Source organism: Paenibacillus harenae DSM 16969 (assembly GCF_000422465.1).
Taxonomy (GTDB): domain Bacteria; phylum Bacillota; class Bacilli; order Paenibacillales; family Paenibacillaceae; genus Pristimantibacillus; species Pristimantibacillus harenae.
This window is the reverse complement of sequence record NZ_AULV01000015.1, coordinates 253920-267879: the sequence shown is the minus strand read 5'-3', so window position 1 is coordinate 267879 and position 13960 is coordinate 253920. Positions and strand designations below refer to the sequence as shown.

General features: G+C 48.8%; 13 protein-coding genes. 12 read left to right on the top strand and 1 reads right to left on the bottom strand.

Annotation, left to right across the window (positions count from 1 at the left end):
• From H581_RS32950 to H581_RS0104035, 3 genes are all read left to right on the top strand, one after another.
• Positions 1–576 (top strand): alpha/beta hydrolase (locus H581_RS32950; RefSeq protein WP_036717668.1); only part of this gene is annotated, 576 nt, incomplete at its 5' end.
• A 403-nt stretch (positions 577–979) separates the two neighbouring features.
• Positions 980–1633 (top strand): hypothetical protein, encoded by a 654-nt coding sequence (locus H581_RS0104040; RefSeq protein WP_028608906.1) that lies wholly within the window; start codon positions 980–982, stop codon positions 1631–1633.
• 297 nt (positions 1634–1930) lie between these two features.
• Entirely contained in the window at positions 1931–2287 is a 357-nt protein-coding gene (locus H581_RS0104035) for a hypothetical protein (RefSeq protein ID WP_028608905.1), read from the top strand.
• Positions 2288–2499: 212 nt separating this feature from the next.
• Here H581_RS0104035 and H581_RS0104030 read toward each other — a convergent pair whose 3' ends face one another.
• A complete protein-coding gene (locus tag H581_RS0104030) occupies positions 2500–4320 on the bottom strand; it encodes a hypothetical protein (RefSeq protein WP_028608904.1) in 1821 nt (606 codons plus the stop codon).
• Positions 4321–4780: 460 nt separating this feature from the next.
• Here H581_RS0104030 and H581_RS0104025 point away from each other — a divergent pair, with 460 nt between their 5' ends.
• The 9 genes from H581_RS0104025 (at position 4781) to H581_RS0103985 (ending at position 13783) form a co-directional block, all read left to right on the top strand.
• Positions 4781–5641, top strand: coding sequence for an ABC transporter permease (locus H581_RS0104025; RefSeq protein WP_084134452.1), 861 nt, complete (start codon positions 4781–4783; stop codon positions 5639–5641).
• Positions 5642–5723: 82 nt separating this feature from the next.
• The gene (locus H581_RS0104020) at positions 5724–7442 is read left to right on the top strand and encodes an extracellular solute-binding protein (protein ID WP_028608902.1); all 1719 of its coding nucleotides are present in this window, start codon (positions 5724–5726) and stop codon (positions 7440–7442) included.
• Positions 7443–7535: 93 nt separating this feature from the next.
• Positions 7536–8444, top strand: coding sequence for a carbohydrate ABC transporter permease (locus H581_RS0104015; RefSeq protein ID WP_245599901.1), 909 nt, complete (start codon positions 7536–7538; stop codon positions 8442–8444).
• Positions 8445–8532: 88 nt separating this feature from the next.
• Positions 8533–9546 carry a LacI family DNA-binding transcriptional regulator gene (locus H581_RS0104010; RefSeq protein ID WP_028608900.1) on the top strand — a complete coding sequence of 338 codons (1014 nt, stop codon included), beginning with the start codon at positions 8533–8535 and terminating at the stop codon, positions 9544–9546.
• Positions 9547–9593: 47 nt separating this feature from the next.
• A complete protein-coding gene (locus H581_RS0104005; RefSeq protein WP_028608899.1) occupies positions 9594–10532 on the top strand; it encodes a carbohydrate kinase family protein in 939 nt (312 codons plus the stop codon).
• An 11-nt stretch (positions 10533–10543) separates the two neighbouring features.
• Positions 10544–11914 (top strand): family 4 glycosyl hydrolase, encoded by a 1371-nt coding sequence (locus H581_RS0104000; protein WP_036717588.1) that lies wholly within the window; start codon positions 10544–10546, stop codon positions 11912–11914.
• Positions 11914–12813 (top strand): metallophosphoesterase family protein, encoded by a 900-nt coding sequence (locus H581_RS0103995; protein ID WP_342663386.1) that lies wholly within the window; start codon positions 11914–11916, stop codon positions 12811–12813. Before H581_RS0104000 ends, H581_RS0103995 begins: the two co-directional genes overlap by 1 nt.
• Positions 12794–13168 carry a VOC family protein gene (locus H581_RS0103990; protein ID WP_028608896.1) on the top strand — a complete coding sequence of 125 codons (375 nt, stop codon included), beginning with the start codon at positions 12794–12796 and terminating at the stop codon, positions 13166–13168. Before H581_RS0103995 ends, H581_RS0103990 begins: the two co-directional genes overlap by 20 nt.
• A gap of 204 nt (positions 13169–13372) precedes the next feature.
• Positions 13373–13783: a VOC family protein gene (locus H581_RS0103985; protein ID WP_051250427.1), complete on the top strand. Its 411-nt coding sequence runs from the start codon at positions 13373–13375 to the stop codon at positions 13781–13783.
• The last annotated feature ends 177 nt before the right edge of the window (positions 13784–13960 follow it).

The window sequence follows — 13960 nt, the reverse complement described above, 5'->3', positions numbered from 1 at the left end:
CCACCCCAGGCAGTCGTGTTCGCCGGTGACGGTCAGCTGATCTCGCAGTGGGGCGGGTACCTCGAGGCCGCCGACGTACCGCCCACGATGATCGTCGGTGCCTACCGGACGTCAGATGAGGATGAGATGGTGCGCATCCATGAGTACTCACCGCCGTTCGACCAGGAACGGTTCGCGGCACACGAGAGGTTCTTCGTCGAAGACGTCCGCCGATGGGTGCGATCGCGCTTCAGCGTCACGCTGCCCGCCAAACGCACCGCGGTGTGCGGCGTGTCGGCGAGTGGAGAGCTCTCACTCGCCATAGGGCTTCGGCATCCGGACATCTACGGTACGGTCTTATCCGCGTCGCCAGGCGGGGGCTACCGACCGCCTGCCGTGATGCCAAGCCCGCTACCGCGCACCTACCTCGTAGCCGGCACACTGGAGCCGTTCTTCCTCGAGAACGCGACCCGGTGGGCGGCTGCGCTGCGAGATGCAGGTGCGGACGTTGAAATGAGAGAGCGGGTCGCGTCGCACGACGATGTGATGTGGCGAGAAGAGTTCCCGCTGATGGTGGCGTGGGCGTTTGGACGATAAACATCCGCCGAGCCCGGGTCAAGTGGGTTTGACTCGCATCCGACCCGCCTACTCCGACGACATTGCAAGCCCTGATGGTGAGCAGCCCAATCGTCCTGGCTTGCATTGTCAGCGGATCGTCCGGTAGGGACCATTGCGCGAATCATCATTACGCTAACGGGTACGATAGTGGAGGAACTGCTTCGTGGCAGCTCCTCTTTTGGTTTATTGAAGTAACTGGCAGGTTAACGCAACATAATGACTATTAGAGCGTCTAAAATTCTGATGACCAATTTCGAGGAGAATGAAGGAGAGAAGATATGTCGCAGAAAAATGTGCATCCTACACTTTAACCAGTCAAATGCAATAATTGCTTTGCTAACTTAACATGTACACCTTGTAAGTAAAATAAGGAGGGATTACATTGAAATTTGTCAAATCCAAGTTAACATTAACTGTTTCAGCCATAGTGTTATTCACTGTCTCAACTTCAGTTATCGTAGCTTTTGCCTCAGAAAGCGATGAAAATATACTGAATGCAAATAAAACCGCAGCTCTCATTAAGGAAGAGAAAGTACAGCTGGAGAAGTTATTGAAGGAAGAATATCCGAAACACGGAAAAGTGTATGTAAGCCCTGATGAAGCACCATCTGATAGATTACCATCTGGACTAGCGATAAATATCGAGGATGGATCAATCGTTAATATTGCAGACTTCCAAACCAAATTCGATAACTTGCCTGCCGAGAAAAAAGATGAGTACTTGAAATGGCAGAAAAAAGGCGAGTCGCATATTGGCCTATTTAAAAGAAAGCTGCAAGAAATCATGGGGGAACTTCCTGCTGATGCAACAAGAATTTCTTTACCGGAAGTAAAAACTATTGTTACTAACCATGATTTCAAAGAAGCAATCACTGAAATTGAAAAGACGCATGGAGTCCCTGATTTTGTAGGCGGAAGTGGAGTTACAATTAAAGAATATTGGTTGGACGATGAAGGCAACAGCAAAATAACTGTTATTGTGGAACAAGGCCAAATCTACTTTGAAGAAGGAAATCAAGGTAAACTATTAAATTAACATCTTTCGAAAGTAAAACCATTGTTATGTCTGTACTTATTTTGTGCGACCGATAACCAATTGGTTATTACTGATGACCACATATACGAAGTTGTTAGTTTGTGATTTCTCACTCGGAGGGGAATGGAGGTATGTTGCACCCTCCCATTTGGATGCTTTGAATTTATGATATTAAACGGAAGTCCATTACGCTAACGGGTACGATAGTGGAGGAGCTGCCTTGTGGCAGCTCTTCTTTTGATCTGCAAGGAACTTTCCCCATGCTGCGGAGTCTAATCCTAAAGGAGGTGAACCATTTTGAAACAGAATTTAAAGCTAATCTTTATCCTGCTCATATTATTTCTGTTAATTATTTTCGGTTTAGCTATTGAAACAAATAATGATAGCTTTAATGGTGCAGCCGCTCATACAATAATCGGTCCAGTGGCCCCTTTAATATTAAGTTCATTCCTTATTTTTTTAAAAATGGGATTCTGGAAAACATTTTTATTGAGCTGGTTGGTTACAGGCCTGACTTATTATTTATTACTTCGGTTTTTCATTCAGCATTATTTGTGGAACTGGCAACCCGAATGGTTTTTCTTTTGGATAATTCAATCAGTAGTATTATTGCTTATTCATTTACTTACAAATCCTCGAATTCCGGAACGATAGCATTCCTGTAAAGCGTTAAATTAAAACGAGCGCCTCGGTACGATGGAAGTACGCAACGGGTCATAGCCCTTAAAATTCCATCATTCAGGAGGACGCTCTACTATAAAGTTTAAATCGCAACCGAGACAAAATCAACTCATTGAAAAAATTACCGCTCAACATCTAGTCGTTGGGATCGACATCGCGCAGCAAACGCATGTCGCTCGTCGTGATCAATGCACCATAGCCGTACGGCCCGTATCCGGTCCTCCTAATCCAGGGGACGGCGGGTCTTTATGAAGCTTCTTATCCGGCGGAGAGATACATGAGTCCTTCTGCAGAAGCTTCCACAGCACATACAACAAGGCCCGCTTGAAGTTTTCCGTCTGCTTCGTAGGCTCCCCGGCCGTCTTCCAAAGCGAATCCGGGATATCGTTTTCCAGATCGAGCGCCTCGATAGCGGCTTGCGCCTGGTTCTGATCGCTGATATCGGTCAGCTTCCCTACAAGCGCATCCTTCCGATTGCTCTGGACCCATTGGGTCAGCTCCGTCGTTTTGTTCGGGGCATCCGCGGCGGTCATGGCGTATTTCGCATCCTTAGGATCTCGTCTAGTCTCAAAGGCATGCCGCCCCTTCATACTGCTGCGCTGGTCGGGGAGCATTTCCACGGTTACCGCTCCTCCTAACAGCGGCGGCATATCAAGATTATTAGTCTGCCTCTGCTCTTCCTTCAGATCCGGGTTCTGCTTTCCCTGGAATAGCTTCACCGAGCTGACGCGGGCATCCGTCTGGAAGTTGCCGGATAGGCGGATCGGCGCTTTGACCTTGGCACGAACGATGCCGTCGAGCCTTTGGCGCATGTTTTCAATGGCCGGGCGGCAAGCGTTGGTACAGACGCTGTTTGGGGCCGAGTCCCCGTCGAAGGTAGCCGATAGAACGGCGTCACCAGCGGTGCCCTTGGCAAGTATCTTATCGACAGCGGTCTCCATCGATTTGGCAAGCTGAGGGTCAGCGGCCGCGTTCGTCTCACTGTGCGCCCACATGGCCGAATGATTAGCTTTGGCCGTGTTTTCGGAATCGAAGGCGTTCGGCGGCGGTTTAGCATTCAGGTTTTCAACTTCCGTCTTATCGGAAAAGTATGTCGTCAGTTCCTTCGAGGTATCGCGTTTGTCGCTAACTTGGGTCAAGCCGCTGTTCCAATGCTCAGGGATGATCTCATGGTACGTTGTCGGTTGTCCATTGACACCCCGGATCGTCATCGTGACTGCGATCTTAAACACGTTTACTTTATCATTGCCGAGTTCTTTCTTCGCGGCGGCATGGTTGGTCAGATTGTCTGTGCGGAGATCCCGATGAACGCTTGTGGCCGGTATCGGATACAGTGACTCCTGGCTGTCGCTGCGGACGAGGCTTCCGGTCCGGCTCATCCGGGTACCACCCTTCTTGTTAGTAGAGGGTTCCTCCCCCAGGAAATTCGGTTCAGTGCTTGCGTTCGTCACCGGTGCGTTAAGCGGTGGAGCACTGGAGTCCCTCTCTTCCTGCTTCCGTTTCCGGTTAGGATCCGTGAAGCCGTTATTGTCACTTAGTCCAAAGCCGCCCAATGCCGCGAGGCGGCTGTCCGCCTGCTCCGGTACAGCTCCGAGTTGAACCGCTGTTTGAGAGAAGCCGTGTCGCTGAAGCCATTCGTCCAAATCGACAGGCTCGACGCTATCGATTAGCCGCCGGAATTCGTCGTTGGCACTGTCCGAAATATTTTGGTCCCGCAGTGCAGTTTCGACCCTGTCTACCAAGGAATCGCGAGTAATCTGCTGGCCATTCATCGTAAACTTACCTTGAATCGTCGACCGAGGATCTGCGGTGGAGGAAGCGGCTCTGGATTTCAGCCATTGGTTCATTCCGCGATTGCCAAGTGCCTGCTGCAACTGGCGGATGTCGGCCGTAACCGGAGATAAGGCCGGAGCGCCGAACTGCCCGGACCTCGATACAGCCGGTCCGATAAAAGCGTCGCCTGCAGAGTGTGGGGCTTTCTTAGGAGCAATTTCGTTTTGCCTCATTATATAGTCCCCCTGTCAGAAGGATAGCGAATCGTCTATATGTTTTTTTCGACGAAAGGTATGGAATACCTTCTCAGCTATATGGACGTACATTCATGTCTTGAAATAATATGCCAATCTTTCCAGAACAAATCTATTGCTTGCATTCAAACCACAGCCGATCCCGCGACCCAGGATCCCTCTTTGTTCCAGATAAAGCCATGGTGAAAATAAACCCTCCTTTAGTCGCCTATTTCAGGGCTATTTCGTAAGGCAAACTTCATTTGAAAAGGATACGCTCTTAAATTTACTGAATATTTAATTTATTTATATAGACTTTCTGGTATCGTTACCATATTATTAAAAGAAAAGGGGAAGAAAATGGATCGATGTCCTGTATTCCATTAAAAGAAGGTGATCCGTAATCGTGCGAACCGGAAAGCTGTGGAAACGAATTTTACTGCATCGATATCTGTACCTGATGCTTTTGCCCTGCATCACTTCCTTTGTCATTTTCTCCTATATTCCGATGGGCGGATTGATGCTGGCCTTTAAGGATTACAAATTCAACAAAGGAATTCTTGGAAGCCCATGGATCGGGTTTGATTACTTCGCAAGGTTCTTTAACGATTATCAAAGTTTGAATTTAATCACAAACACATTGATTATCAGCGGTATGAAATTGTTCCTGTACTTACCATTACCGATCATTCTCGCACTGATGTTTAATGAACTTCGCAGTCGATGGTTCAAAAACTTCGCACAAAGCGTCTCCTATTTGCCGCATTTTCTGTCATGGGTCGTCGTTGTCGGCTTAGTACAAAGGGTGCTGGCGCCGGATACCGGGCTGCTCAACGAGGCTGTCGCTCATTTCGGGGGGGACGGAAGCATTTACTATTTGATGGAGCCCGATTATTTCTATCAGATCATGTTCGGCAGCCATATGTGGAAATCGATCGGTTGGGACTCGATCATCTATCTGGCGGCTATTTCCGGGGTAAATCCCGACATGTACGAGGCTGCCAAAATGGATGGAGCCACGAAATGGAAGGAAATCCGGCATATTACGCTCCCGTCCATCATGCCGACGATCATGATATTGTTCATTTTGTCGCTGGGAAACATTTTATCAGCGGGCTTCGACCAGCTCTACTTGCTAAGAACGCCGGGAAACATGCATTTATCGGATATATTGGACACCTATATTATCAGGGTGGGCCTGCAGGGCGGACAATACGGTTATGCGACAGCGGTTGGCTTCATGCAAGGGCTTATCGGTTTCATCCTGGTCGTAATCGCCAATCGGGTCTCCCGACGTCTTACGGACACCTCGGTCTGGTAACGATTCCATATTGATAAGTGAGGCTTTGGTGAAAACGCTGAGCAGGCGTTATTCATAAAAAGTTGGCAAAGGGGAGTGCGAAATGGGAATAGGTAAGCAATGGGCAAGATTACTGTCGGTTTTCCTTATCTTTGTTTTACTTCTTACCGCATGTAAAACCGTCAACGATCCGGAAGCAGGTAACCAATCCGAAAACGGTACCGGCGAATCGGAAGGTAAACCGGCGACATGGATTGCCGACCGAAAAATCAAAGGGCTCGTTTTTATGGGTACCGACGATTACACGGAAGACATGAACCCCGAGATCAAGCAAAAAATCAAGGAAATGACGGGAATCGAGTTCGAAATGGAGATCATGAAAGCGGAACATTCGATCGAAGGCCTGGTTGCAGGTCTTGCCGCAGGCGATTTGCCCGATTTCATCGCTTTCTATCTGAACAATAGCGGACGCCCGGAAATGCCGGTCATCTTGAAAGCGGCCCGCGAAGGCATGTTCACGGATTTGACGCCGCTGATCAAAGAGACCCAAGTGTATAGCAAATATTTGCAGGATGATTATCTTCCTTTAGATACGAAATACGGTGTCATGTTCCGCCCGGAATTTGGCGGCTCCACCTACTTTATTCATATGAACATTGCGAGAGAAGGAGGAGCGATAAACCGGAAGTATGTAGGTGGTCCGTATATCCGAAGAGACATTGCGGATGCGCTGGAAGTCGACCCGCGCAAGATCAAGACAAGCGAACAACTGTACGAACTTGCGAAACAGGTCCAGGAAGGCGGCTTTAAAGACAATAACGGAAACAACGTTTACCCGATCGGTCCGGCCTATTGGGGCGGTAAAGAAGTCGACGTGCTCTATCCGGATTTGTGGTGGGGAGCGGTAGATCAGCGTATCAAACCGGACAAAGACGGTAAATGGCTGCATGAATCCCAGACCGAATTCCCGATGAAACGGATTGAATTTGTCCAGAAGCTGCTGAAAGAAAAACGGATTCACCCCGAGTTCTTCACCATAGACGAGAGCCGTGCAACGGAAGCCGCGTTGAACGGAAATTCCGCGATCATTGCCGATATGCATAATTATCAGGAATTTAACAACGACGCGCATTATCTCCCGATTGGTCCGCTTGATAAGGCCGACAGCCCTTACCAAATGCAGGTTGATTTCAAATCCGGTTATTCCGGCTGGGCGATTCCGTCTACGACGAAAAATCCGGAGGATATCGTCAAGTTCGCCGACTTCATGGCAAGCCGCGAGGGCAAAATGCTCTGGCAGTACGGTATCGAAGGAAGAGACTATACGCTGGATGACAGCGGCAACCCGAAAGCGAAGCAGGAGGTTCTGGACCTGAAAGCGAATGATCCGAATGAAGCGAAAAAACTCGGTTTTGCCGGCGTGGGCAATTACTTTGGCGAGCTGCTCGGCGGGACCGATATCGACCGCAAAGCCGATTTCGGCGAAATGGAATACGGAGATTCTGTTCACCCGGACGCGGCGGCAGGAGCAAATACCATCATCGAATACTGGGGCTGGGACGAAAAACGCAAAGATGCGAAAATCGTCGACGGATACCCGCCGCTGTCTTTCCTTGGGGAGTTTGACAAAGGTACGGATCTCAAGACTGCGTTTGATAATTACGACGACAGCATGATTCGCGCCTATTATAGCAAGAACCTGGGCGAAGCGCAGAAAATCCTGGACTCCGCTTTGAAACAATTGCAAGCCGCGGGTTTGGACGAATACCTTCTGCTTCTGGAACAAAAGAACGCCGACGAGAAAACGAAATTGAAGTATTAAGGATCGGTATGGAAGGGCATTTGTAGGTGTGGTCGGTTTTATCTCATAGCGGGTAAAACCGGCCTCTCATTCGAAGCGGGAGAGTGAGAACAGGTGGGAAATGAATTTTACAAGCTGACGACGGGAGAGAAAATATTCAAGGTCATCAATTACCTGTTGATTATCGCATTATGCTTGTCCATTATTCTTCCTTTTATAAACATATTAGCTCTTTCCTTCAATGCGGGCAAAGACGCCGAACGGGGCGGGGTATACTTTTGGCCCAGAGTTTGGTCTCTCGAGAATTACAAAGAAGTGTTCATGTCTGCAAATATTGCCACCGCGTTCGGCATTTCACTGTTCCGCACGGTCGTCGGCACGATTTCGAGCGTATTTCTGACGGCGATGGCGGCATTCGCTTTAAAGAGCAAAACGATGCCTGGAGTTAAAATGTTTACGCTCTTTATCTTCTTTACCATGCTGTTCAGCGGGGGCATCATTCCTTATTACATGCTGCTTAAGTCGCTCTCTTTGACCAATACGATTTGGGTTTATGTCATCCCCGGCTTATACAGCGCATGGAATCTGATCATTATGCGGACGTTTTTCCAACAAATCCATCCCAGCCTGGAAGAGTCGGCACGGATCGACGGTTACAACGACTTTTCGATCTTTATGCGCATCATTATGCCGCTCAGCAGACCGGTAGTCGCGGTAATCGCGTTGTTTAACGCCGTCGGGCATTGGAACGACTGGTTCACGGGAGCGTTCTTCGTTCGTTCGGCGAATTTGCGGCCGCTGTCCACTCTTTTGCAAGAAATGCTTCTAAGGGCGGAAGCGCTAAGGGACACGTTAGCTCAAGCAGCGGGAACGAGATACGATATGCTCGATAAAATTCAGGTGACCGGGAACTCCTTGAAGATGGCCACCATCATTATCGTAGTCACCCCGATTATTCTTATTTATCCCTTTATTCAGAAATATTTCGCAAAAGGGGTTATGATCGGTTCGTTGAAGGAATAACGGCAGAAAAATTACGATTTTCTGGGAATATCCGATCACGACAAGACGGCAATCCGGAATATGAAGAGATTAAGGTCAGGTGATACACATGGCGGCAAAGATTAAAGACGTTGCCAAGAGGGCGGGCGTTTCCGTCACGACGGTTTCAAGGGTGCTGAACGGCGAGAAATACGTCAAAGACGATCTGAAGGAACGAGTGAATCGGGCGATCAAAGACTTGGGATACGCGCCCAGCCAAATTGCGCGAAGTTTGGTGCGTAAAAAAACGAATCTCATCGGCGTCATCGTACCGGATCTGACATCGAGCTTTTACTCGACCATTCTGAGCAGCATCGAGGAAACGGCAAGTTCAAACGGTTACAGCCTTCTGGTGTGCAATATCATCGAAAATATCGATAAAGAGTTCAAATATTTAAATGTATTTAAAGAGATGCGGGTGGAAGGCATCATTATCATGCATGAGAAAATTAACCCGGAAATCCGAACATTCATCAACAGTCTGCAGCTGCCGGTCATTTTCTCCAGCGTTAAGCCGGCCGATCAGAATTTCATCTCCGTCATTATTGACGATTATAAAGCGGCGTACGATGCGACGGCCTATTTGATTGAATTGGGACACGAGAGAATCGGTTTTATCGGCGGCGACATGAGTGACATCACTTCGGGACAAAACCGGTACAGCGGCTATCGGAATGCGCTTTCGGATTATGGCGTTAAACTGCTCTACGAATTAATCCGTTTCGGCGATTACAAGGTGGGCAGCGGATACGAACTGATGAACGAAATGCTGCTTGGCGGCGAACCTCCGACGGCGTTGTTTGCCGTAAGCGACGACATGGCGCTTGGCGCGATGAACTGTCTTTACGACCGCGGCCTGAAAGTTCCGGACGATATGTCGGTGATCGGATTTGACGGGAGCCAATTGACGGAACTGGTTCGACCCCGATTAACTTCAATGGAACAACCGATCCATGAAATGGGTAAGCTGACCGTCGATACCATGTTAAAACTGATTGACGGGACTTATCAGCCGAACGGAGACATCATTATGGATCACCGGATGGTCGTCCGGGACAGCTGTAAGTCGATAACGAAAGATTGATTGCATTTGAATATGAGCCATTGTTCGTGGAGGGAGGAGGCGATTGTTTGAAAAAATTCGATGCTGTTGTCATTGGGGACGTGAATATCGATTTGATCGTTGCAGGATACGGCGAACCGCCGCTTCCCGGGCAGGAAGTATTCGTTGAAAATATGCTGACGCAAGTCGGCGGAGGAGCGGCATTGTTCAGCCTGGCACTCGCCAAACTCGGAATGAAGCTGGCTTTTCACGGCATATTGGGCAAAGATTACTACGGGCAATATTTGTTGGATCAATTCGAACAATCCGGGATTGATACCAGATCTATGATATTCAGCGATAAGAACCGCACGGGCATTACGATCGCGCTTCATCCGGAAAAAGACCGTTCGTTTATCACCTATGCGGGTTCGAATGCAGAGTTAAGCTTGCGGCGGATCAACATGAAAAGCGTTACCGAAGGGCGGCATGTCCACTTGACGGGTTATAAAGGGAGTGCGAACCATGCGGAATTTGCGGAAACGGTAAAAGAACTGAAGGAGTATGGTTTATCGATCTCCTTCGATACGGGCTGGGACAATACCGGTGAATGGTATTCAGGCATTCTGGAGCTGGCGGGCCAGATCGATGTATTTTTCATGAATGAAACGGAAGCGCTGCACTATACCGGCTGCGAAAACGTCGAAGAAGCCATCCGGCTGCTTTCGAAATATGCCGGTCATGTTGTCGTGAAGCTTGGTTCCAAGGGAGCTACGGCGGTTGTAAACGGCAAGACGACCTATCATCCGGGGTTTAGAGTGAAATCGGTGAACACGACCGGGGCGGGGGATTCCTTTAACGCCGGCTATATATATGGGTATCTGACAGGTGAAGAACCGAAGAAATGCCTTGAATACGGCAATGCTTGCGGCGCGTTATCCGTAGGCGCATATGGCGGAAGCACCGGAGCGGCCGATCGCGAAACGATCGAGCGTATGATTGCCGAACATGCCGGATCGGGACATTGAGAGGTGAGTCGATGAAAAAATTAACATTGATCGGCGGCGGCGGCGTAAGAGCCGTTCTTTTTACAAAAAGCTTGACGCTCAAGGCGGAGAAATCGGGCATTAGTAAATTGGTGCTTCATGATACGGATGAAGAACAGCTGCTTATCATCGGAAAGTTGTGCCGGTTAGTGATTGAACGAAGCGGAATCGATCTGCAGCTTGAGATGACTACGGACAGCCGCGAGGCGCTGAATGATGCGGACTATATCGTCACCACGATTCGCGTCGGCAAAGAAGCTTCCCGCTGCACCGATGAACAGATTGCGTTAAACTGCGGCGTGATCGGCCAGGAAACAACCGGTCCTGCAGGCTTCTCCATGGCGATCCGCACGATCCCCGTGTTGATGCATTATTGCGAGTTGGCCAAAGAGCTTGCTCCGCAAGCCTGGATTTTTAACTTCTCAAACCCGTCGGGGCTCGTCACGCAGGCGTTGCGAAGCGCGGGATATGACCGCGTGATCGGCATTTGCGACACGCCAAGCCATACGAAACTGCGCATGGCGGAGACGCTGGGCGCTGATCCGAAGGAGCTCTACGTCGAATTTTTCGGGCTGAACCATCTTTCCTGGATGAGCAAGGTCGTTTACAAAGGCGAAAATATATTGGAAAAATTGAAAAACGACGATTCGATCATCTCCCGGATCGGCGAATTTAAGATGTTCGACAGCGGCCTGCTGCGGACCCTTCCTTATCTCCCTAACGAATACCTCTATTACTACTACCATCGCGAATTAGCGTTCGACAACATCATCAAAGCCGGCATGACCCGGGGACAAATGATCGCGCAAAACAACAAGGATATGCTTGCGGCGCTGAGAGAAATTGATATCGACGTCAACCCGAATAAGGCCATTCAAACCTACCTTTACTACACCCAGAAACGGGAAGCGTCTTATATGGCCATTGAAACGGACTCCGCATTGAATCCGCTGCCGCCGGCTGAAGAGCTTCAACTGCCGGAATCGCTGGGTTATGCCGGCGTCATGCTTGATTTCGTCGAATCGCTCCGAACCGGAGAACAGAACAACATCGTGCTCTCCGTGCCGAATGCGGGCAGTATTGCCGGATTCGAGGATGAAGACGTAGTGGAAGTTTCCTGCATCATTACGGAACAAGGCGCAGAGCCGGTGAAGATCGGCAAGGTGCCCGAGAATATGTATCTGCTCATGAAGAGCGTAAAGCGGTTCGAGCGTTTGACCGTGGAAGCGGTGCGGCATAAATCCAGGGAATTGGCGGTTGAAGCGTTGATGGTTCACCCGCTCGTCGGCTCCTATTCCCTTGCGAAGCGGCTCGTACACGATTATACGCAAGCGTATGGTGAGCAATTGGGGGGATGGAAATAATGGATTTGAAATTTCGCAGCGACGGAACGTTTACGATCGTTCAGTTTACGGATATGCATATCGGCGACGGCAAAGACGAGGAAAAAGAATGGGATGCAAAAACGGGCGAATTGGTTGTAAAGGTGATCGAAACCGAGCGACCGGATCTTATCGTTCTGACGGGCGACATGATTTGGAGTAACGGCGTCAAGGATCCGGCCGCATCCTTCCGCAGAGCGATCGCGCCGGTGGCGGCGTCCGGTATTCCTTGGGCGGCGGTATTCGGCAATCACGATGCGGAAGGGGATGTGAGCAAGGAGGAGCTGCTCGCGATTCAGCAAGAGAGCGCAACCTGTTTGTCGCAGGCGGGACCGGATGAACTGAGCGGTGTCGGCAATTATATGCTGACAATGAAGGGAACTTCAGGAGCGGAAGAAGCCGCGGCATTCTATTTCCTTGATTCAGGGATGATGGCGCCGGAGGCCGTCGGAGGTTATGAGTGGATCCACCCGGATCAAATAAGCTGGTACACCGGACAGTCCCGCCGGCTCAGCGAACGCAGCGGCGGTCCGCTTCCCGCTCTATGCTTTATACACATCCCTCTACCGGAGTACGAAGAGGTATGGCTTAAGGGAACCGTGAAAGGTCAAAAATTCGAAAACGTCGAATGCGCTAAAATCAATTCCGGAATGTTCGCGGCGATGGTTGAAATGGGCGATGTCATGGGCGTATTTGCCGGCCACGACCACGATAACGATTATTGCGGCACGCTGCATGGCATTCACCTCTGTTTCGGACGTGTATCGGGGTTTAACTGTTACGGGAAGCTGAAGCGCGGCGCACGTGTCATACGGTTACGGGAGGGAAAGCGGCATTTCGACACATGGATCAGACAGTATAATGATGAGATTGTCCGATAAAAAACTGTTCGGTTGGCGAAGCATTTTCCTTCTCAACGTGCCGCTTGCAGATATGAAACGGGCAGTTGAATGGTATAGCCGTGTGTTTGATCTGCCATACAACGAGGATTACATGGAGGGGCGGCTTTCTACGGTTTATACACTGGATTTCGAAGGAACCGAGATTCTGCTGGATTCCAATAATGGTGCGGCACCAGCTCCCCAGCCGCTGATGTTTTTTAAGACAGATGATATTCGACAGACACTCCAGTTTCTGAAGGAATCCGAGATTGTGATTCATAACGAGATATTAGAAAACAATATCGTCATTTTTGAAGATCCTGACGGCAACCGATTAATGGCAATACAAATGTAGCACAGCTGAACTAACAGGTACTATACTTAATATACCCCATCAACTTGCGGCATATCATGAACACCCCACCTTGTTGGTCGCGGTAGGTTGGATAATATTATCCATCGCATTAATCGGTTTCTTTTATTTCTTTGGTCAAGCCGGATAATGATATTGTTTGTGGAATAATATGGTGAAAACTTTGAATGAAAGGAGGCTCTAACTATGCAGAGTATGAACAATCAACATCTGCAGACTGCTAATAACGTATACATTGAAGGCATTCAATACACAGAGATCCCTGTTTTCGATTTGGAAAAGGCGGTTGATTGGTATTGTGGAAAACTGGGTGCAAAACTAGGACTACTTAACGATGAGCTTGCTTTTGTAGATTTTTCTATGGGTCCTAGTTTATTTTTAGTCAAGACAAATGATGATACTGCAGCCACATTCAAGGTAAATGGTCAAGATCATTACACAATCGGATTTCGTGTTAAGGACATTCAAGGATTTCATAATTTTCTATCACAACTCGATACGAAAGTAAGTCCTATCGTTGTTGAAGGACATGGAAGCTTCTTTACGTTTTACGATCCTTTTGGAAATATGTTTGACGTTTTTCAACCGCCACAATAAATTCGTAAATATCCCGAAGGTTCTTTCTTTTCTTAAATTAACAGGATACGTTAGAATGGGGCTGCGTTACGCGGCTCCATTTACTCTATTAAAGTAAACGGGTACGATAGCACATTTATCGCCTATTACGTATAACGGTCGTCATTTGCTGGTTCTTAGAACTTGACGGGTATACGG